The organism is Marinobacter sediminicola (assembly GCF_031157525.1).
Lineage (GTDB): Bacteria > Pseudomonadota > Gammaproteobacteria > Pseudomonadales > Oleiphilaceae > Marinobacter > Marinobacter sediminicola.
In genome coordinates this window covers 148,263-169,785 of sequence record NZ_JAVIXR010000007.1, presented here as the reverse complement: position 1 = coordinate 169,785, position 21,523 = coordinate 148,263, and the positions used below count along the sequence as shown (strand labels likewise).

Genomic DNA, 21,523 nt, shown 5'->3' with positions numbered 1-21,523 from the left:
GCAATGAGCGGAAACCTTGCCGGCCTTTATGGCCGGCCTTTTTATATCTACTGATTCATCATACCAGCCATGGCCATGACCTTGTCCCGGTTGGCTACCAACTCATCAAACTGTTCTTCTACCAGCTCACGATTGAGGCCGAGCTCGTCATAGACCTCTTGTTCAGCGGGTGTATATGCACCCATGGCGACGCCCCTTTCGGTAAGCAACTGGCGGCCAAGCCACAGGATTCGGGCATATACATTGTGGGTGCCTTGGTAGGTTATGCTTTTCTGATACCTTATGGCCTGTGTGACCTCATCTGGCATACCCCAGTTTTCCATAAGCTGAGCTGCGATCTGCTCCCGGGTGATCCCCAAAAGATAGTGCTCCGATACCGAGGAATCAATATCAGAGTTCACCTCCAAAGAGCGACATACCAGCTTGAAATGGGGAGGGAAAACCTGGGCCAGCAGAAGGTAACCAAAGTTGTGTAGCAGACCTGCCAAATAGGCTAGCCCGAACATGGGGCGCTCTCCCCGCGGCATCATACTCGCCAGAATGCCCGCTGACTGAGCTTGCCAGATGGCTTGTTGCCAATAGTCCACATAGCCTTCGGGGTGGTCCTGGGGCTGCTTGAGTGCTCGCCCCAACGACAAGCCCATAGCCAGGTTCATCACCATATCAAAGCCAAGCACCCGTGATACCGCATCGTGCACTGAGCGCACTTGCCCGGCCGCGGCATAAAACGATGAGGATGCCCAACTCACCACCTGAGCCGCCAGGCTTGGGTCACTTTCGACGATATCGACCAAATCCCCCATGACAGCGTTTGGGTTTACCCGCAAGTGAATAATGCGCTGTGCAGTTTCCGGCAACGGTGGCAACTCCAGCGTGTCTTCCAGACGCTGTTGAATGCGCAGACTGGTGAATTTTTTGATGGCGAAGGTTAACTGGTTACGGTCATTGCCCGGATCATCCAGATTTACGGTTATGTTTTCCGATGCCACCGTAAACGACAGGCGATCCGCATTTTGCGTCAGAGCACGGAACTCCTCAGCAGGCATCACCATCGCCAGATTTTGATCGCCCAACGCTAAAGCTACCGAGGGCAAATCATCGACCCGGCGATCCACGATGGTGGGCCAACCCGTAAGTGAAGGCAGAGCCGGCAGTTCTCGCAGGCCGGCACGCTCTTTAACCCGAATTTGCTCGCGAGGTTTCATCAGGCGAAAGTCCCGCCCCATCTGCTTGTTCAATCGCTCCAGATCAATCAAATCGTCTTTGCAGCATATGGCTTGAAGGTTGTCCTGCCCGTCGTGAAGCAACACCATCCGCAACAGCTCGTGCTGATTAGCCTGGCGCATATCTCTCAGTGATACGCCTTTGGCTGAATTGCCCAAAGCTTGTTGAACCGTGACAGGTAGTTCCATCTTTTTCTCCTGATTATCGCTGCTTGCCATCCGGCCACCAGAATCTGGCGTTGGTTTTTAGTATAGATCATGGGTTAGCTGTATAAATTTTCATGCACCGGTTCAAACATCCCCGTAACGCATTTTTTCACCCATCCACCGTCGAATCAGCGCCTGCACCAGTTGTGGCTGCCTCATGAGCCCCGGCGCCATCTCCCGCACCGGTTCAATCCACCCCTTGTCCCGCTCAAAGTCTGCCAGCCGGAACTGCATCATGCCAGTCTGGCGGGTTCCAAGCACTTCCCCTGGCCCACGTATCTCCAGGTCCTTTTCGGCAATAACAAAGCCATCCTGACTGTCTCGCAGGGCCTGCAGGCGCGCCTTGCCATTGGTCGACAGCGGAGGATGGTACATGAGCACGCAGAAGCTGGCCTGCTCGCCCCGCCCCACCCTGCCACGGAGCTGATGCAACTGGGCCAAGCCCAGGCGCTCCGGATTTTCAATGATGATAAGTGAGGCGTTGGGCACATCCACGCCCACTTCAATCACCGTAGTGGCAACCAGTAAATCCAGCTCCCCCTGTTTAAAGCGTTCCATCACTTCGGCCTTTTCCGAAGATTTTAGTCGCCCGTGCACCAGCCCGACTTTCAGGCCAGTCAAGCGATCAGTCAGTTCTTGCGCTGTTACTTCTGCCGCCTGGCACTGCAAGGCTTCCGACTCTTCAATCAGTGTGCACACCCAGTATGCCTGGCGACCGTCAGTGCAGGCGCTGCGTACGCGCTCAATCACATCGTCCCTACGGCTGTCAGGAATGATGATAGTTTCAATGGGCTTTCGGCCCGGGGGTAATTCGTCGATCACCGAGGTATCAAGGTCGGCATAGGCACTCATGGCCAGAGTACGAGGAATGGGTGTGGCGGTCATGATCAGCTGGTGGGGTGCAAGGGTTCCGCCTACACCTTTTTCCCGCAGGGCCAGGCGCTGGTGCACGCCAAACCGGTGCTGTTCATCCACAATGACCAACGCCAAGCGGTGAAACAGCACATCATCCTGAAACAACGCATGGGTGCCGATGATTACGCTGGCCGTACCCGTATGCACGGTTTCCAGCGCTTCTTTCCTGGCTTTGCCTTTGACCTTGCCAGACAGCCAGGCCAGCTGGATACCGAGTGGCTCCAGCCAGCCTTTAAAGTTCTGATAGTGCTGTTCAGCCAATATTTCAGTCGGCGCCATAAGGGCCACCTGGGCACCAGCGCCAAGGGTTTGTATAGCTGCCAGCGCGGCCACCACGGTTTTACCCGAGCCCACATCCCCCTGTACCAATCGCAGCATGGGCAGCGGTTGGCTGAGATCCTGTCGAATCTCACTCACAACCTGGCGTTGAGCACCCGTGAGCGCAAACGGCAACTCCTCAAGAAAACGCTCTGCCAGGTCGCCGGTGGGGAGCAGGGGCAAGGCTTGCCGGGCCTGAATCTGTTCGCGAACCTGCAGCATGCTCAACTGATGCGCCAGCAGCTCTTCCATCACCAGGCGCTGCTGGGCCGGGTGGCGTCCCTCCATCAACAGATGAACCGGGGCACTGGCCGGCGGGGAATGCACCAACTGGACGGCTTCCGTAATTCCCGGTAGCTGATAACCCGCCAGCAACTCGGCAGGCAACCAGTCTCGTATAGGATGGCGTTTTAGGTATCCCAGGGCCTGCTGGCACAACCCTCGCACTCTGGGTTGCTGTATGCCTTCAGTCAGCGGATAAACCGGCGTAAGGGTGGCCTGTTCCCCTGTGGGCATAGCCGGCGGGCTGGTTTGGTACTCCGGGTGGTAAAACTCGTATCCGGCCCGGCCGGGGCGCACTTCGCCAAAGCAGCGAACCCGGGTGCCCTCCGATAGTTGGTTTTTCTGGGCAGCGTTGAAGTGGAAAAACCGCAGCACCAGAAACCCGCTGTTGTCTTTCAGGGTAACTTGCAGGCTGCGGCGACGGCCCATCACCAGATCCGTTTTCATTACCTCGCCTTCCACAACGGCCACATCACCAACCCTCAAACTACCCATGGGTATGATTCGCGTGCGGTCTTCGTATCGATGGGGAAGGTGAAACAGCAAATCCTGCATGGAGGCGATACCCAGCCGCCCAAGCTTCTCGGCAAGGGCGCTGCCTACGCCTTTAAGCTCCGTAACCGGGATGTCGTCCAGTGAGGCCATGGCTGGGGTCAGTCCGTTGCGGCAGCAACCGGGGTGTCCTCTGTCGCTTTTTCAATCACCCGGCACTGGCCAGCTGCAAGCGAGAGAACATCGATGGCTTTGGGCCGGGGAAAGGTGACCCGCCAAGCCAGGGCCACGGTTCGGGATGGTACCGGGGCGGCAAAGGGCCGGGTAACGAGCACATCCTGCTGATAACGCATACCGGTGGCGGCGGAGAGTGGCAGTACGGTAATTCCTAAACCGGAGGCAACCATGTGGCGTATGGTTTCCAGAGAGCTGCCTTCCGTAACCAGCGAAGGCGATCCTGCATCTGCCCGGTTTGTGACGGCTTCCACCAGAGGTGGGCAGGCTTCCAGCACCTGATCCCGGAAGCAGTGGCCGGGGCCAAGCAAGAGTAATTGCTCGTTGGCCAGTTCATCCCCTGTGATTTCCGCCTTGGCGGCAAGGGGATGGTCTGCAGGCAGTAGCACCACAAACGGCTCGTCGTACAGCGGGAGGGTCAGCACCTCCGCCTCTTCAAACGGCAGCGCAATGATAATGGCGTCCAACTCGGACTGACGCAGTTTTTTGCGCAGGTTAGCAGTGTAGTTTTCTTCTATATAGAGCGGCATTTCCGGCGCGGCACGGCGCAATTCAGGCAAAAGGTGCGGAAACAGATAAGGCCCGATAGTATAAATGGCGCCCACTTTGAGCGGCGAACTCAACTGGTTTTTACCATCCTGAGCCATGTCGCGGATAACACCCACCTGATCCAGAACCCGCTGGGCCTGCTCAACAATACGCTGACCCGTTTCCGTTACGCGAATACTGCTTTTGCTTCGCTCAAACAGCGGGATACCCAACTCTTCCTCGAGTTTTTTGACCGCAACGCTGAGTGTCGGCTGGCTAACGTGGCAGCGCTCGGCGGCACGGCCAAAATGCCTTTCGCGGGCAAGCGTAACGACGTATCTTAACTCGGTAAGAGTCATGGTGATCTCCGGTCAAAAGGATACAGGTCGAAGTTTCACTAATTTATGAGATAGAGGATAAGGATTGATATTGTCTATGGCAATCGCTGATCGCAATAGTATGCCCAGAATTCTTGTGGCAGGTTGTGGCAAGCTCGGGGGCACCATCGCCAGTATGCTGACAGAGTCGGCGCAGGTGTATGGCTTACGTCGTAACCCGGCCAAGGTGCCTGAAGGCGTGACGGGGATAGGTGCAGACCTGACTCGCCCGGAAACCCTAACGGGCATGCTGCCTGATAACCTGGAAACGGTGATCTACTGCCTGACACCGTCCAGTTACGACGAGCAAGGCTACCGCGATGCCTACGTAAACGGCTTGGCCAATCTGCTGGATGGCATTGGCGATCAGCCACTGAAGCGGCTGTTTTTTATCAGCAGCACCAGCGTTTACGCCCAAAACGATGACAGCCTGGTTGATGAAGCCAGTACTGCTGCCCCTTCCCGTGTAACCGGCCAGCAGATTCTGGCGGGGGAGCAAACAGCATTGGATAGCGGCCACCCAGCTACGGTTATTCGCTTCAGCGGAATATACGGGCCATCCAGAAGTCGTTTTCTGGAAGAGGTGATCGCAGGCCGCATGAACCCCACAAAGCCAGCGCCCTTCAGTAACCGTATTCATGAAGAGGACGCCGCAGCGGCTGTAGCCTTCCTTAACCAGAAGGCGCTCTCCGGCAAGCCCCTGGATACCTGTTATGTGGCCAGCGATTGCGAGCCGGTGCGGCTGGATGAGGTGGTCGACTGGGTTCGCCAGCAAGTGCCCTGCGCCGAGCCCGTAGCCGACGCCAGAAAAGGCGGCCGGGCGGGCAGCAAGCGCTGCAGCAACCAGCGGCTACTGCAATCAGGCTTTACCTTTCGCTACCCGGACTTCCGTGCCGGATATCGCGATATGATCGATAAGGGCTAGACCTACAACGAACAAAGGCGACCCGCAGGCCGCCTTTGTTCTGACTATCCTGGCTGTGTGCTGAATCAGCTCAGCACCATTACCGCTTCTACTTCTACAGGAACATCCTTAGGCAACGCTGAAACCTGCACCGCTGCGCGTGCCGGGTATGGCTCGGGAAAATACGTCGCCATAATCTCGTTAACCGTGGCAAAGTTTGCCAGATCGGTCACATAGATATTCACTTTAACGATGTCTTTCAGCTCACCACCTGCCGCTTTACAGACGGCCTGCAGGTTATCGAATACCTGACGGGTTTTCGCGGAAAAATCGCCCCCGACCACATCCATGGTTTCAGGATCCAGCGGAATCTGACCAGAAATATAGACAGTGTCACCAGCCTTTACAGCCTGGGAATAGGGGCCAATTGCCTTGGGTGCGTTTTCAGTCTGAATTATGGATTTGTTGGTCATACCGTTTACTTTCCTTATCGTCTAAAACACCAATCGTCGCTGTTCCATACGTGAACTGTCAACCAGACAGTTCACCCCTGTCCACCTCGTCAGTATTTGACCCGGTTGATCGAGGTAACGGCTTTGATATTGCGAACCCGGCGCATTACGCGGGCCAGATGTTTGCGGCCATGCACCTTCACCACAAGGCTGACCACGCTAAAGCGGGCATTCTGTTCATCTACATTTATCCGCTCTATATTGCCATCCGCCATGGCTACTGCATTGGCCACTTCGGCAATCACTCCATGCTGCCGCTCCAACTCAACCCGCAGCTCTACGGAGAACTCATCGGTAATGTCCTTAGCCCAAGTGAGGTGAGTCAGGCGGGATCGACCCTCATTGTCTTCCGGCAAACGAGAGCAGGTATCAGAGTGGATATGCATGCCGCTGCCTGAATCCATCACGCCAACCACCGGGTCTCCGGGGATCGGCTTGCAGCAGGTGGCAAAGTGGACCAGCATGCCTTCGGTTCCCTGGATGGTTACTGGCACATCATTACCACCCTGAATATCCTTGACCTCCCCGCTGGACCCTGCGCTTTCAGCACCACTCACAAGCTGGCGCGCAACCAGGTAGGCCATTCGATTGCCCAATCCAATATCGCTGATAAGCTCATCGAAACTGTTTACCTGATTATGGTTCACAACAGCCTGTTTCTGGGCATCATCGATATCGGCCAAGCGCTTACCAAACCCGTTGAGGGATTTTTTCAGCAGCACGCGTCCCAATTCCATTGATTCCGCCAGCTTTTGCCCTTTAAGGGTATGACGTATGCTGCTGCGAGCCTTACCGGTTACCACAAAACTGAGCCAGGCGGGGTTCGGGCGTGCCCCGGGCGCAGTGATAACCTCTACGGTTTGGCCGCTTTGTAATGGCTTGCTCAGCGATCCGAGATTACGGTTGATTCGGCAAGCGACTGTAGCATTGCCAATATCTGTATGAATGGCATAAGCGAAATCCACGGGCGTAGCGCCCCTGGGTAGCTCCATGATTTTACCCCTCGGGGTAAACACATAGATTTCGTCCGGGAAGAGATCCACTTTTACGTGTTCGATGAACTCTAAAGAGTCATCCGCGCGTTCGCGCATCTCCATCAACCCTTTCACCCAGCGATCAACCCGCGTTTGGTTCACGCTGGTAACGCTGCTGGGCTCATTTTTGTACATCCAGTGGGCTGCAATACCATCGTTGGCTATATGCTCCATTTCCTCGGTACGGATCTGGATTTCAATGTTTACGTGCATACCAAAAAGGGTGGTATGCAATGACTGGTAACCATTGGCCTTGGGCATGGCAATGTAATCTTTGAACCGACCAGGCATTGGCTTGTAAAGGCTGTGGACAGCACCCAGAATCCGGTAGCAATCGTCTTCGGTGTCGGTGATGATGCGGAAGGCGTATACGTCCATGATTTCGTAAAAGGACTTCTGCTTGAGCTTCATCTTGTTATAAATGCTGTTCAGATGTTTCTCGCGCCCCATGATCCGGCCCGGCAGGCCACGCTCTTCCAGCTTTTCCTGAAGTCGGCCTCTTATGTCTTCAATAATCTCCCGATGACTGCCGCGCAACTTGTCCACGGCCTTGGAGATATAGCGGGAGCGCATCGGATGCAGCGCAGCAAACCCCAGGTCTTCAAGCTCTGTGGAAATTGCGTGCATACCAAGGCGGTTAGCTATGGGGGCGTATATATCGAGGGTTTCTGTAGCGATGCGCTGGCGTTTTTCGTAGGGCATGGGGCCGAGAGTGCGCATGTTGTGCAGGCGGTCAGCCAGCTTTACCAGAATAACGCGAATATCCCTGGCCATGGCCAGGGTCATTTTCTGAAAATTCTCGGCTTGCGCTTCTGCACGGGAACGGAATTCTATTTGGGTCAGTTTACTGACCCCATCCACCAGCTCGGCAACATCGTCACCAAACTGTTCGGCAAGCGCATCCTTGGGAATACCGGTGTCTTCAATAACATCGTGGAGCATAGCCGCCATCAAACTCTGATGGTCAAGCTTCAGATCTGCAAGAATGTGAGCAACGGCGAGGGGATGGGTGATATAGCGATCACCACTTTTGCGCATCTGGCCCTCATGGGCCTGCTCGGCATAATAGTAGGCCCTTCGCACCTGGTTAATACGATTGGTATCCAGATAGGTGCTGAGCTCAACCGCCAGACCTTCTACCCTAGCCTCAAGTGACACCGCGCCTCCGTAATACTCCAATTTCCCACGCTTACCAGGAGCATAAACAAAAAGACCCGAATGCATGCATTCGGGTCTTTTCTCTATCCTTCCAGCAACGATCTATAGATACACTATAAAACTGCGGAGGCAGATTTCAATGCATTCTTAGTCTTCTTCGATTTCGTTCAGCAAATCGCGACTGACCAAACCTGCAGCAATTTCGCGCAGGGCGATAACCGTAGGCTTATCGTTTTCTTCCGCAACCATCGGATCAGCGCCTTTGGTGGCTATCTGGCGGGAACGCTTGGTGGCCAGCATGACCAACTGGAAGCGGTTATCAACGTGTTCCAGACAATCTTCAACAGTAACTCGTGCCATAACATCCCCGAAAATAATAAAAATGACTGATTTAGCAGACCGCGTAGTTTACTGCCAGCGGCACAATTTGTATACAGCAAAAGTCCCTATCAGGCGGAGCCGTCACTTTCACCACAGAGTTCCGCAAGCAGTTGCCTGTGCCGTAACTGTTGCGTGGTTACCTGCATACGCTGGCTGCGTACGATCGCCAGCAGGTCCGCCAGCGCTTCCTTGAACGCATCGTTTACAACAATGTAGTCAAACTCGCCTACATGGCGGCACTCTTCTCTTGCCTCAGTCAACCGCCGACTCACAACATCCGGCGCGTCGGTTCCTCTGCCCACAAGGCGATCCCGAAGGGCTTCAGCCGAAGGCGGCACGATGAAAATACTGACACACTCGGGAATAAGCCGACGCACCTGGGAAGCGCCCTGCCAGTCGATTTCCAGAATCACATCTCGCCCGCTGGCCAGCATCTCTCGGACCCAGACCTGAGATGTGCCGTAATAATTACCGAAAACGTCTGCATGCTCCAGAAAGTCGCCTTGACCGATCATGGTTTCAAACTCGGAGCGGCCAACAAAATGGTAGTTAATGCCATCCTTCTCGCCTTCGCGCATGGGGCGCGTCGTATGAGAGACGGATACTCCCAACTTGTGGTCTGCATGTAGCATTTCTGCTACAAGACTGGTCTTACCGGCACCCGATGGCGCAGAAATAACGAACAGCGTACCCGTTTCACCGGCCTGGCTCATGATTGAACAACTCCTGGACTGGACTTGGCCGCCACTACTGGAGGCCCGCAAAGCGAATAATTATACGACCTTTGACCAAACACCGCATCCCGGATGCCGCCACAACTGGTAACATCAAGGAAACAGTAGCAAACGACGGAAGGCAGCATGGATAAACTTCTGATTGTCATGGACCCGGCTCACAAGCACCAGAAAGCTCTGGCCCGGGGAATCGAACTGGCACGCGCCACGGGCGCCCAACTGGAAATCGTGGCGTTCATCCATGAACATCTGGGCGCTTTGCCGTCAGACCCTACCGTGCAGCAAACTGCCCGGGACGCACTAATTGAACTTCGTCAGCGCTGGCTGGATCAGATGCTGGCGCTTTCCGACTGCACCGATCTGCAAGTCGCCACGCATGCTGTGTGGGAAAAGAATATTCACCAGTGGATCATTGAACACGCCCATCCAAACCGCTTCAAGGCCGTCATCAAAACCGGAAGCCGCTCGGAAACGTGGTTATACACGCCCACCGATTGGCACCTGATCCGTGAGTGCCCGGTACCGGTGATGCTGGTAGCAGAACAGAAATGGAACCAGGCCCACCCGATTCTGGCCGCGGTAGACCTGAGTTCCACCAAACCGGTCAAAAAGGCCCTGAACACTAAAATCATTGAGCAGGCTCGCGCATTGGCAAAGGCCTTTGGATCCGAGGTTCATCTGGTTCATGCCCTGCATATTTCCGAGGTGCTGGCAGATCTGGAGATCATCAATGTGGCCGAACATGAGCAGCGGCGCCGGGCAGCACTGGAGCCGACCATTACCCACCTGTGCAACACCTGGCACCTGAGACGGGACCAGGTTCACCTGGCCGCTGGCCCGGCACACAAGGTTATCCCCAGCGTGGCCAGCAAGTTGAAAGCCGATATGGTGGTCATTGGTACCAGCGGTAAAACCGGCCTGAAGGCTCGCGTGATTGGTAACACCGCAGAGAAGGTGCTCATTCACCTGAGAACCGACTTGCTAGCGATCAAGCCCGGAGACACTGGCCAGTAATGCGTAGAAAATTTGACGTTACGATAAAGCAGCCTGAAACAGCCAGCGAAGCCCTGAGCACGGCATCAGGGCTTCCCCGCCAACGCATCAAAGACGCCATGAACAAAGGCGCCTGCTGGTGGACTCTGAAAGGCAAGAAAGTGCGGTTGCGGCGTGCAACCAAAGAGCTGCAAGCCGGCACCCAGTTGCAGCTTTATTACGATGAAAATGTTCTGAACCGCAAGCCCGAAGCGGCCACTCTGGTCGAAGATAAAAGCCGTTACAGTGTGTGGTTCAAACCCCATGGCTTGTTAGCTCAAGGCTCACAATGGGGAGACCATTGCAGCCTGTTGCGCTCGGCTGAGCTTGAGCTGAAGCGCCCTTGCTTTCTGGTTCACCGGTTAGATGGGGATGCTGCGGGGCTAATGCTGATTGCCCACGACTCAAAAGCCGCGGGCGCGCTGTCTCAATGCTTTGCCGGCCGCACCATGACCAAACGCTACCTGGCCCGAGTAGCCGGCATTATCAATACACAGGATCAGCTAATTGACTCCCCTGTTGACGATAAAGCGGCTATCAGCCGGGTAACGACACTAAGCACCGATAAAGCCGCCGAAACCAGCCTTCTGCAGGTCATCATCGAGACGGGGCGCAAACATCAGATCCGCAAACATTTACAGAGCATAGGGCATCCGATTATTGGCGATCGTCTGTACGGCAAACCTGCACGAGTTCCCTTGCAGCTGCTCGCCGCCGGCCTGGAGTTCGACTGCCCCTTTAGTCGCCAGCGGGTAACTCTGGAATTACCCAAAGAGCTTGCCAACCTGGCCGAATGAGCCCACTCAGTTACCTTCAAACTCCGGGGCACGGCGAGCAACAAATGCCTGAACGCCCCGCATGAAGTCCTTCGACTTGGTTGTAATATTCTGTTCCTCGGCCTCAACCGCTACCGCTGAGCGCCAGTCGCAGCTGGCCACTTCGCGCAGCAATCGCTTGGTTCCGGCGACAGCAAGCGGCGCGGCACCAGCCAACGCACTGGCCCATTCAAACGCTTCTTGCTCGAGGCTTTCAGCAGGCACGGCCTTATTGACCAAGCCATGAGTTAAACAAGTCTCTGCGTCAAGCCGCTTGCCTTCGATGATGGCCGCCAGTGCACGGTGACGCCCCATGGCATTCAGCAGATGCCATGTGAGCCCGCCATCGGGCACCAGCGCAATGGCAGCAAACGCGAGATACACACTGGCATCTTCTGCCATCATCACCAGATCGCATGTCAGAGCCAGCGCAGCGCCAATACCGGCTGCCTGACCATGAACGCGCGCGATATACAGCTTATTTCCGTGATGTATGGTTTTCAGCAGTGGCTCATATTCGTCCAGCAGCAGATCCGATATTTGCTTGTAGTCAAAATCCTGCAAATCCTGCCCCGCAGAAAATCCCTTACCGGCTGCACCGATGATGCAAACCCGAATGGTTGGATCTGCCTCCACCTCAGCCAGGGTAGAGGTCAAGGCTTTGCGCATCGGCGCATTCAGAGCGTTGTAGTGCTCCGGCCGGTTGAGTGTAATCGTCGCAACTTGCCCATCGCGGGACAAAAGAACTGGCGTGTCACTCATTTCAATGTTCCTTCTCTGTTAAATCGATTCTTTTGATTTCGCGCCGGCTTTCGCCAAAATCACGACTGATATTTTCGATATACCTAGACTGCACTTCTGAACACAAATATTCATCCGCGAAACCCTCCATCGATCCCCTCCATAAGGAGCCGCTTTATCTTGCACATCAGGCCAAATTGAACACCAGCGTTCAAAACAAGTCAACATAGTCCAAAAAGTTTGTCTATGCTCTGCTTTTATGATTAGCTGTTAACCGCCTTTGAATATTTTTGATCACAGGTGTTCACTGTAAGCCGTTCCAGAAAAACGTTCGCGATGACAGCGGAGTGCATAGGGCCGGATGCCGGCCAGCTAGAGGGAGATATTATGAGTAATAAAAGGCAGCCTTCAGTGCTGGTAATCGGGGCAGGTGCCACCGGTATTCTTGCAGGTATCAAACTACCGGAAGCAGGGATCAGCGACGTTATCATTATTGAAAAAGCAGACCGGGTTGGCGGCACATGGCGTGAGAATACTTACCCCGGAGTAGCCTGCGATATCCCCTCACCTCATTACTGCTACTCATTCGAGCCCTGGCCTTGGTCAAGCCAGTGCGCACAAGGCGGCGAAATTCAGGAGTATCTGGAACACGTTGCTAAAAAATACAACGTACTTCCGATGATCCGCTTTGGAACGGCTGTCGTTTCCACCATTTATGATGAGACCACAGCAACCTGGACTGTGAAGACCGACAAGGGCGATGTTTTCACGGTAGATTTTGTGATTGCAGCAACCGGCATTCTTCACAAACCCAAGCGCCCTGACATTCCCGGACTGAACAGCTTCAGCGGCGAGATGTGGCACACCGCGGAATGGCGGCACGATGTGGATTTGAAAGGAAAACGTGTAGGCGTAATTGGTACAGGCTCCACCTCTCACCAAGTGGTACCCGAACTGGTGAAGGCAGGGCACGAAACCTTTGTATTCCAGAGAACACCTCAGTGGGTATTTCCCTTTCCAAACCTGAGCTTCCCGGAATGGATGCGCAACCGCTGGAAAGAAAAGCCCGCGCGGATGAAGCCCTGGAAGTCACTGTACAAAACATTTATTGAGCAGTTCTTTGTAAAAGCCACAACAGGCGAGCCGGTACAGCGGACGCTTCTGAACCTGTCCAGCAAAGCCTATCTTCGCCTGGGTGTTCGCAAGCGCGATTTGCGCGAGAAGCTCACGCCGGATTACGGCGTTGGCTGTAAGCGCATGGTGGTCAATTTCACGTTTTACCCTGCGATACAGAAAGAAAATGCTCACCTGATTACTGACGGCATCAAAGGTATCGAGGCTGAAGGCGTGCGACTGGTTACAGGAGAGCTGGTTCCCCTTGACGTTATTGTGCTGGCAACCGGGTTCGACAACTTCGCCTACATGCGCCCAGGCAGTCTGGTCGGCCGCTCTGGCCATACCATTGATGATGCTTGGAAAGACGGCACCTACCCCAGCTACCACGCTGTGCTCATGGAAAACTTCCCCAACTACTTCCTTATGCTCGGCCCTGGCACCCCCATCGGTAACAACTCGGTGATTGGCATGGCTGAAGAGCAGCTGGACTACGTGTTGCGGTTGATGGACATCTGGCGTGACGGCGAGGCAGACGAGATTGAACCCACCCCGGAAGCTGTGTCGGCCTTCGTTGAGTATATAAAGGCCGGGCTTGGTGAGTCCGTCTGGACGAGTGGCTGCCAAAGTTGGTATCTGGATGCGGCCGGAATACCCGTCGTGTTCCCCTACACCTGGAAAGAATTTGTCGCCTCCATGGCTGAGATCGACCGGAGCGAGCTGACCATGGCATGCGTCAAACCTTGCCAGCAGGAGATTCTCCATGCAGTTTGACTATGTGATTGTTGGAGGGGGCTCGGCTGGCTCTGTGCTCGCAGCTCGTTTAAGCGAGGATCCGGAAAAACGAGTATGCCTGCTTGAAGCCGGTGGCGACGGTAAAAGCTTGCTTGTTCGCATGCCTGCGCTGACAGTAGCGATGATGCCAGGCAAACCCGTAAAGATGAACAATTGGGCATTTACGACCGTGCCCCAGCGAGGACTCAATGGCCGCTGCGGCTATCAGCCACGTGGGCGCACTTTGGGCGGCTCCTCAGCAATTAATGCCATGGTATACACCCGTGGCAATCCCCGGGATTATGATCGCTGGGCTGAGCTCGGCGCTGAAGGCTGGGACTGGAAGGGCGTACTGCCCTACTTCCGCAAATCCGAGAGCAATGAACGCGGCGGAAGCGATTTTCATGGCGCTGCAGGCCCATTGCATGTGGCCGATCCTTCTAGCCCCCGCTCTATTACCAAAGACTGGATTGCTGCCGGCCAAGCCTGCCAACTGCCTCTTACAAACGACTTTAATGGCGAAACCCAGGCTGGAATCGGTTATTACCAGGTAACCCAGTTCCACGACAGTCGCAGGGGACAACGATGCTCTGCGGCGGCGGCCTATCTCCACCCTGTGATGGACACCCGCCCCAACCTGAAAGTGATTACCGGTGCACATGCTACCCGCGTTTTGTTCTCCGGGAACAAGGCCACAGGTGTTGAATACCGCCAAGGCGGTAAAACGCTGACCATCGAAGCTACCAACGAAGTCATTCTGTCTGCCGGTGCATTTCAGTCGCCTCAGCTATTGATGCTGTCCGGAATTGGCCCTGCGGCGCATCTACAGCAACACGGTATCCCCGTAATTCATGATCTGCCAGCGGTAGGTCAGAACCTTCAAGACCATCCCGATGTTGTTTTGTCCTACGGGGTTAGCACCACCGATGTGTTTGGTGTCGGTGTATCAGGCACCTTCCGCTTACTGGGTGGGATGCGAGAGTGGTTTTCCAGCGGTAAAGGCTTGCTGTCCACCAACTTCACAGAAGGTGGTGCATTTTTCTCAGTGGATGGAGTTCATGATGACTGGCCCAACGTTCAGCTGCACTTTGTTATCGCGCGAGTTGAGGATCATGGCAGGAAGATCAAACCGGGCTATGGAATCTCTTGCCATGCTTGCATTCTGCGGCCTGAAAGCCGAGGTCATGTTGCTCTCACCTCCTCTGACCCGATGGCAGCACCGCTAATCGATCCCAACTTCCTGGGCGACGAGCGAGATGCACAGCTACTTGCAAAGGCGGTTCGACGCACCTTGCAGATCATGGAATCTGAGCCGGTCGCGAGCCGAATTACCCGGTCTTTCACCGCCCGCTCCACTGACAGCGACGAGGATCTGCTGGAAATGATCCGCAACCATTGCGACACCGTTTACCACCCCATTGGAACCTGCCGCATGGGCAGCGATCAGGATTCGGTTGTCGATACATCTTTGCGGGTACGAGGCGTTGAAGGTCTTCGCGTGATAGACGCTTCTGTGATGCCAACGCTAATCAGCGGCAACACAAACGCACCGACAATCATGATTGCAGAGAAGGCAGCAGCGGAATTCTTCCGCGACTGATACAGCCTTCCTCACTGGTTAGAGAAAATAACAATGACCTTCCAGACGTTAGATGAGCTTTACCTATTCGCCGAAACAACCGATAGCGGGCGAGCAGCTTTCAGTGACCTGTCCGGGCGAGCGCTAACCAGCCCGGATTTTGTGCGCGACCTTCGGCAAATAGCCGGCGGGCTAACCCAGCTTGGGCTAGAGTCCGGCAAGGGCGTGGCTGTACTGGGACTTAACAGCATCGAAACGCTGCAGATCATCCTCGCTGCACCCTTGGCGAACCTGATTCCAGTCCCTCTCAATTTACGATGGGCTGCGGCAGAAATTGCCTTTGCGCTGGATGATGCAGATGTTGCAGTGGTCGCCTTGGACGATCCATTCCTGCCCTTGGCGACCGAACTTGCCAAAAACAGGCCGGAGTTGATCTTCGTGCATATCGGTCAGGGCGAAACGCCTGGGGGTATGCAGGCGGTAAATGATCTGCGCGCCGAGCCTGTTGAGCTGAATAATGAGCGAGACCCAGCAGCCCCGGCTATTATTCTGTATACCGGAGGCACCACCGGGCGATCCAAGGGAGTGGTTCATTCCCATGCAAGCCTGGTCGCCGGCGCCATGGTTATGGCTATGGCCGGTTTCCCCAGCACTGGAAAGACCTACAGCTCCTGCTTCCCGTTCTTCCACGTTGCCGGAATCCAGCCCACGCTGACCCGCTTGATCCAAAACTCAACCCAACTGCTGATGCCTATGTTCAGGCCGGATTTTGTGGCCGCAGCAGTACGTGACCACGGCGTGCAAGAACTGGGCCTGGCACCCACTATGATGCAGATGCTGATCACAGACCCGGAGTTCAGCTGCAAAAACTTCGCTGGTCTGGAACGGTTGATGTATGGCTCTTCGCCAATCTCCGCCGGACTCCTTGCGGGCCTCAAAGAGACCTTCCCTGGCGTCACCTACACTCAGGCCTACGGTATGACGGAAGCTGGGATAGTCATATTTCTAGGGCCCCAATTTCATAGTGGCGAATTTGAACGCATCGACGGCGCAGGCCAGCCGGGGGCACCCGGCATAAAGGTCCGCATCGAGGACAATAATGGTGTCGCCCTGCCCCAAGGCCAGGTTGGTGAAATCGTGGTTTATGGGCCAACGGTGATGTCCGGATACCGCAACCGCCCCTCAGAGACCGACGCCCCACTGCGTAAAGGAGGCTACCGAACGGGTGATCTCGGCATGCTTGATGACATGGGCGTTCTCTATGTGCGCGACCGGTTAAAAGACATGATCATTACCGGCGGCGAGAACGTCTATTCCTCGGAGGTTGAAAGCGCCATATCAACACTGCCTGGTGTCGCCATGGTCGCAGTGATCGGCTTACCGGACGAGAAATGGGGCGAAAGAGTCCATGCTGTAATCGTCCCTAAAGAAACCCACACCCTTACATTGGACGAGGTTAACAGCTATCTGAAAGACCGGATTGCCGGCTACAAGCACCCTCGAAGCCTGTCGCTGGTGAAGGAGCTGCCACTCTCACCCATGAACAAGGTGCTTAAGCACGAGCTCCGCGCCCAACTCACCGGAGACTGATCATGGCGAATGGTATTTCAAAGCGCCAACGGTTCTGGACTCTGTTCCAGCAACTGTTTGAAAAGCCCTTGATTGGCGCGGTTCCATCACAAAAGCTATTACGCCGCGTGGCTGGCTTGCACGCTTGGCTGTGCTATCCCCGTCCTATGGATGTTCGCTTGCAAAAAGGCGAAGTGGGCGGGGTTCCGGGGCACTGGTGCGACCTTGGCACCCCCACCGTCACACCTGACTCCAAAAAAGTGGTGGTATGGCTTCATGGCGGTGCCTTTACGGTAGGCGGCGTAGGTTCCCACGGGGCTTGGGCGGCCGGAGTTGCCGCGGCGAGTGGCGCCCGTGCGTTTCTCGCTGACTATCGGCTAGCGCCGGAACATCCATTCCCCGCAGCCCCCGACGATGCCGAAGCGGTTTATCGTGGCCTGCTTGATGAAGGCTACAAGCCTTCATCAATAGCTATTGCAGGCGACAGCGCTGGCGGCGCATTGGCATTCGGCCTGCTGGCTCGAATTCGAGAGGCAGGCTTAGCAGACCCAGCAGCCGTAGTCGCCGTTTCTCCCTGGCTGGATCTGTCACTTTCTGGTGAATCTGTGCGCACTAACAAGCGCAGCGAAGCTATGGTGCCGGAAAGCTGGCTGCGGCGCACAGCACAACTTTATGCTGACGGTCAGCCACTTGATGACCCTGCAATATCACCACTGTTTGTAGAATGGGACCGCCCGCTGCCACCCACCATGCTGCTCACCGGCGAAGACGAACTCCTGCGTGATGACACCGAGCGCATGGCTAGCGCTCTTTCAGCTGCCGGCGGTGAGGTAGAGGTATTGCGGCAGGCCGGCGCGGGTCACATCTGGCCCGTCCGGATGCATCTTACGCCTGAAGCCAGCTACGCCAACAACCAGATGGCCGCCTTCCTGAGGCGTGCATTCTGGCCCGACACTTTCCAGCTTCATCTCGCTGAGGAGCGCTGATATGACTTCGAACCCTCCCCAATCTGATCACCTGCTAGCCATTTTTTCAGCAGCTCGTGCCGCGCACTTAACCAACCCAATGCCTTCTGCGGCATTGCGTAAAGAACGCCTATCCCGACTTGAAACGGCATTGCTCAAATACGAGCCGGAGTTGGTCGCCGCGATGAATGCGGACTTCCGGCACCGTTCGGAGGCTGATTCAAGCATCTTCGACATCACTGTTCCGCTTGGCGACATTCGGCGCAATCGCCGTTCCGTCAAACATTGGATGAAACCGCGTAAGGTCGGAGTACCACTGCACCTGAAGCCTGCGCGCGGCCGTATCATTCCCCAGCCCAAAGGGGTGGTGGGCGTCATATCGCCCTGGAACTTCCCCGTGTATCTGGCCATTGCTCCCATAGCTGCGGCACTTGCTGCGGGCAATCGCGTAATGCTGAAGCCATCGGAATTAACCCCCAAAACATCCGAAGTGATGGCCCGGATGATTGCCGACACGTTTGAACCAACAGAGGTCTCTGTGTGCATCGGCGGCGTTGAACTGTCTCAGGAATTCTCCAATTTGCCATTTGATCACCTGTTTTTCACCGGTTCGACTCGGGTAGGAAGGGAAGTGGCAATCGCAGCTGCGCGAAATCTCACCCCCGTTACGCTCGAACTGGGTGGAAAATCTCCGGCCATCATTGGTGAACAGGCCAGTATCGATTATTCAGCACGCAGAATTGCATTCGGAAAAGTGGCCAACGCCGGGCAAATCTGCGTTGCCCCAGACTATGTTTTGCTACCTCGGAATCAGGTGGAAGCCTTTGCGACGGCAATGGAAACTGCGGTGCACAACTTCTTCCCGGATGGCCCGCAAAGCCCGGACTACACTGGCATTGTTAACGACAGCCACCTGAACCGCTTGCGAGAGCTGGTCGCTGACGCCAAAACCGCAGGTGCTGAAGTGCGGGAGCTTTTGCCCAACAACACCGAGCATGCCAAAGGCAAAATGACCCCAACGCTGGTGCTTAACCCGCCCAAAGACAGCCGAATAATGCGTGAAGAGATATTCGGGCCTGTACTGCCGCTGATCACCTACGACTCTCCCGAGGAAGCCCGGGACTTCGTAAACTCTCGCCCGTCTCCGCTGGCGCTGTATGTTTTCTCAGACGGTCGCCAAGAGCGCGACTTCTGGCTCAATGGCACTCTGTCTGGCGGAGCCTGCGTGAATGAAACCGCGTTCCATGTGGTTGCAGACACCATGCCGTTTGGCGGTGTTGGTGAGAGCGGCATGGGGTCCTATCACGGTAAAGCTGGATTTGATCAGCTAAGCCATCTCAAGTCGGTACTCATACAGCCGAAGCTTAACGGCGCATTTGCCTTCAATCCGCCAGCCGGTGGTTTTAACAAGTTCGTAGGAAAGGTACTGCGGAAGATCGTATGATCTGATTGCTTTCAGACGGCCTCTGAGGAGGCCGTCAAAATCTCAAGCGCTTCACGGGCATCATTTTTGGCGTCCTGCTGAGGTACGCCGCACGCAGCCAGCACCATCAAGCTTAACGCCTCGGTCGACTCCCTCCAGCTTTTTTGCCCCTCAACAACGAGAGTCATGAACCCGTACGTGGACCCTGCAAGTAGCTGCAGGTAGTACACAGCCTGGTCTTTCGCCAGCGGCAACTCCCCCTCTTCTACAGCACGGCGCAAAACCTCATAAGGCAGATTGCTCCAGATATCCCTAAGCCGCCCAATATAAGGTGCAAATCGGATAAGAAAACGCCCATGCTCTGGCAACTCATGCGCATATCTCAGGAAAAGCCCAAGGAGCACACTCAAAGCGACTCTAGGGTTACCAACTGTACTGATTAACTCCCGGGCTTCACCCTCGAATCGGCTACAGACTTGCTCCGTCACCATGGGGAAGAGGTTCGTTACATCATCAAAATTATTATAGATGGTGCCACGGGCGATTTTCGCCGTTCGCGACAGGTCACTTACCGATATGCTCTGCTCACCTGTATCGGCAAAATGTCGAAGGGCAGTATCCAGAATATGTCGCTGTACACCGGTCATTGAACATCAGCCATGCGAGTGAATTGCGCCCCCTGATCAGAACTGTCGGAGACCTGATCGGCAACCGGGATAGTGATTTACGAAGGGATAATTTGAGGCCTTATTATCCGGCATTCGACCGGGTAACTGCAAGTTTCCTCGACGGCTGGTGGCCGCCCCATCAGCTGATGGGGCGGTACTGTCGGAGCGCTTACGCTATGCTCTAATGGTTGGCCATGCCGAAAATACCCAAAGCATTTATCAGGCGATATTCGTTACCCGAATTGCACACCGCTCGTAATCTCAGGATGGTCTTCTCCGAACAGCGTCTGCAATTGATTTCGTTGTGCTTTTCGACCCCGGCGCATCAATCGATTGCGCCCACCTGGCAATATTCTATGGCCAGTCGTCCAGGCTGCGTTCAGTGGCGCAAACACGGCGGGATACCACGGCAATGTCAGCTTCGGAAGGCCAAGCGCTTCCATTCCTTTCCCACCTACAAACAACCGCGTCATGCTCAGATGAACCTGACGCTCCCAACGCCCCCGGATTTTGCCAAAGTTGGGGTAACGTCTGCCGAGGGGTTCGTCCATCAAGGCGCGACCAAGCTTGCGGCTGTTTTCGTCGGCCGTGGCCTGGCTAATTACGTTTTGGTACAGCGCAATTCTGCCTTCCTGCTCGGATTCACACAGCAGCGATTCATCAACGCCCATAAGCCAGCCGATATAGCGCCAAAGATGCATGATGTCTTCTGAGTCCTGACGACTGATGAGAGTTCCCATTAGCTTTTGCCCAAACAGGAAGGATACAGAAAACGCCAGATAGGTCGCTTGCATATCAAGCTGATTGACCGGAAGCCCCCACTCGGAAGTATCCCAGTCGGGACTATCAAGAAGTTGTTGCCGAACCATTGCATGAATCAAGCGAACTCGAAGCGTTGTTTTAAAGCCTTCGGCATCACGATTCAGGCCGCCAGGGGTAATACAGTCGAGCCACCATTTTGTGGTCTCTGCTACCCGTCGCGTAGCTCCCCGCTCCAGCGCGCCAGTCATTATCAGTGTCTGATTGATGCCTCTTGCCTGGTATCCGGCCATAAGCCCAAGATCACGCAAAACACGCATACCAGTTTGCCCTGAAATGGCGCTAGCCCGCGCGCCCCGTTCGAGCCGCTCCCAGTCCACCCAGGCGGGGGGCTGCTTGATAGCATCGAAGAAGGCACGCAATGGTGGAGCCATATCCTTCTGGTCGAAGTTTCCGGAATCCAGTATTTTCTTGAACTGACTAAATGCTTTGCCACCACCTTCACCACGAACCCATTTTGCCAAGTCGTCTGCAACAGGATCACCTACCATCAGGGCTTCTCCCATGCGCTGCCATTGCTGCTCATCGGGAACTGCCGCTTTGCGGTCACGAATCAGCCATAGCAGCGGCTTGGCAATTCGTTCAGCTTCGGCTCTGTCCGTGCCGTGCCGTGATGGCACTTTTTGACGATCCATAAATCAGCTTCCCCTGATATCAATTGTTTTTGGTACGATCTAGTACCAGACTACCAGCGCCCGATGCATTTTGGTACTATTGAGTACCAAA

General features: G+C 55.2%; 18 protein-coding genes. 8 read left to right on the top strand and 10 right to left on the bottom strand.

Features of this window, described 5'->3' with window-relative positions:
• Positions 1-47: 47 nt before the first annotated feature.
• From RG807_RS11690 to RG807_RS11680, 3 genes are all read right to left on the bottom strand, one after another.
• Complete coding sequence (locus RG807_RS11690) at positions 48-1,412, bottom strand: aminoacyl-tRNA deacylase and HDOD domain-containing protein (protein ID WP_309045042.1); 1,365 nt, start codon at positions 1,410-1,412, stop codon at positions 48-50.
• Positions 1,413-1,514: 102 nt separating this feature from the next.
• Positions 1,515-3,590: an ATP-dependent DNA helicase RecG gene (recG, locus tag RG807_RS11685; RefSeq protein WP_309045041.1), complete on the bottom strand. Its 2,076-nt coding sequence runs from the start codon at positions 3,588-3,590 to the stop codon at positions 1,515-1,517.
• A gap of 8 nt (positions 3,591-3,598) precedes the next feature.
• Complete coding sequence (locus RG807_RS11680) at positions 3,599-4,558, bottom strand: hydrogen peroxide-inducible genes activator (RefSeq protein WP_309045040.1); 960 nt, start codon at positions 4,556-4,558, stop codon at positions 3,599-3,601.
• 76 nt (positions 4,559-4,634) lie between these two features.
• Here RG807_RS11680 and RG807_RS11675 point away from each other — a divergent pair, with 76 nt between their 5' ends.
• The gene (locus RG807_RS11675; protein ID WP_309045039.1) at positions 4,635-5,501 is read left to right on the top strand and encodes an NAD-dependent epimerase/dehydratase family protein; all 867 of its coding nucleotides are present in this window, start codon (positions 4,635-4,637) and stop codon (positions 5,499-5,501) included.
• Positions 5,502-5,566: 65 nt separating this feature from the next.
• Here RG807_RS11675 and RG807_RS11670 read toward each other — a convergent pair whose 3' ends face one another.
• From RG807_RS11670 to gmk, 4 genes are all read right to left on the bottom strand, one after another.
• On the bottom strand, positions 5,567-5,953 hold the full coding sequence (locus RG807_RS11670) for a RidA family protein (protein WP_309045038.1): 387 nt from the start codon (positions 5,951-5,953) through the stop codon (positions 5,567-5,569).
• Between the two features lie 89 nt (positions 5,954-6,042).
• Positions 6,043-8,184 (bottom strand): RelA/SpoT family protein, encoded by a 2,142-nt coding sequence (locus RG807_RS11665; RefSeq protein ID WP_309045037.1) that lies wholly within the window; start codon positions 8,182-8,184, stop codon positions 6,043-6,045.
• A 147-nt stretch (positions 8,185-8,331) separates the two neighbouring features.
• A complete protein-coding gene (gene rpoZ / locus RG807_RS11660) occupies positions 8,332-8,544 on the bottom strand; it encodes a DNA-directed RNA polymerase subunit omega (protein WP_298452807.1) in 213 nt (70 codons plus the stop codon).
• A gap of 89 nt (positions 8,545-8,633) precedes the next feature.
• Entirely contained in the window at positions 8,634-9,278 is a 645-nt protein-coding gene (gmk, locus tag RG807_RS11655; protein ID WP_309045036.1) for a guanylate kinase, read from the bottom strand.
• Between the two features lie 147 nt (positions 9,279-9,425).
• On the opposite strand from gmk, the gene RG807_RS11650 reads away from it, so the two are divergent.
• Positions 9,426-10,313: a universal stress protein gene (locus tag RG807_RS11650; protein ID WP_309045035.1), complete on the top strand. Its 888-nt coding sequence runs from the start codon at positions 9,426-9,428 to the stop codon at positions 10,311-10,313.
• Positions 10,313-11,128: an RluA family pseudouridine synthase gene (locus RG807_RS11645; RefSeq protein WP_309045034.1), complete on the top strand. Its 816-nt coding sequence runs from the start codon at positions 10,313-10,315 to the stop codon at positions 11,126-11,128. The genes RG807_RS11650 and RG807_RS11645 overlap by 1 nt, the downstream gene beginning before the upstream one ends.
• A 6-nt stretch (positions 11,129-11,134) precedes the next feature.
• Here RG807_RS11645 and RG807_RS11640 read toward each other — a convergent pair whose 3' ends face one another.
• The gene (locus RG807_RS11640) at positions 11,135-11,908 is read right to left on the bottom strand and encodes an enoyl-CoA hydratase/isomerase family protein (protein ID WP_309045033.1); all 774 of its coding nucleotides are present in this window, start codon (positions 11,906-11,908) and stop codon (positions 11,135-11,137) included.
• A 366-nt stretch (positions 11,909-12,274) separates the two neighbouring features.
• On the opposite strand from RG807_RS11640, the gene RG807_RS11635 reads away from it, so the two are divergent.
• The 5 genes from RG807_RS11635 to RG807_RS11615 are packed head-to-tail and all read left to right on the top strand — an operon-like array spanning position 12,275 to position 19,331.
• Positions 12,275-13,774: a flavin-containing monooxygenase gene (locus RG807_RS11635; protein ID WP_309045032.1), complete on the top strand. Its 1,500-nt coding sequence runs from the start codon at positions 12,275-12,277 to the stop codon at positions 13,772-13,774.
• Complete coding sequence (locus RG807_RS11630; RefSeq protein ID WP_309045031.1) at positions 13,764-15,374, top strand: GMC family oxidoreductase; 1,611 nt, start codon at positions 13,764-13,766, stop codon at positions 15,372-15,374. Before RG807_RS11635 ends, RG807_RS11630 begins: the two co-directional genes overlap by 11 nt.
• 33 nt (positions 15,375-15,407) lie before the next feature.
• On the top strand, positions 15,408-16,943 hold the full coding sequence (locus RG807_RS11625) for a class I adenylate-forming enzyme family protein (RefSeq protein WP_309045030.1): 1,536 nt from the start codon (positions 15,408-15,410) through the stop codon (positions 16,941-16,943).
• A 2-nt stretch (positions 16,944-16,945) separates the two neighbouring features.
• A complete protein-coding gene (locus RG807_RS11620) occupies positions 16,946-17,908 on the top strand; it encodes an alpha/beta hydrolase (protein WP_309045029.1) in 963 nt (320 codons plus the stop codon).
• Position 17,909: 1 nt separating this feature from the next.
• The gene (locus RG807_RS11615) at positions 17,910-19,331 is read left to right on the top strand and encodes a coniferyl aldehyde dehydrogenase (protein WP_309045028.1); all 1,422 of its coding nucleotides are present in this window, start codon (positions 17,910-17,912) and stop codon (positions 19,329-19,331) included.
• 11 nt (positions 19,332-19,342) lie between these two features.
• Here RG807_RS11615 and RG807_RS11610 read toward each other — a convergent pair whose 3' ends face one another.
• Together RG807_RS11610 and RG807_RS11605 are read right to left on the bottom strand one after the other, a co-directional pair.
• On the bottom strand, positions 19,343-19,957 hold the full coding sequence (locus RG807_RS11610) for a TetR/AcrR family transcriptional regulator (protein WP_309045027.1): 615 nt from the start codon (positions 19,955-19,957) through the stop codon (positions 19,343-19,345).
• 254 nt (positions 19,958-20,211) lie between these two features.
• Positions 20,212-21,432, bottom strand: a complete 1,221-nt coding sequence (locus tag RG807_RS11605) for an oxygenase MpaB family protein (RefSeq protein ID WP_309045026.1) — start codon at positions 21,430-21,432, stop codon at positions 20,212-20,214.
• Positions 21,433-21,523 lie beyond the last annotated feature (91 nt).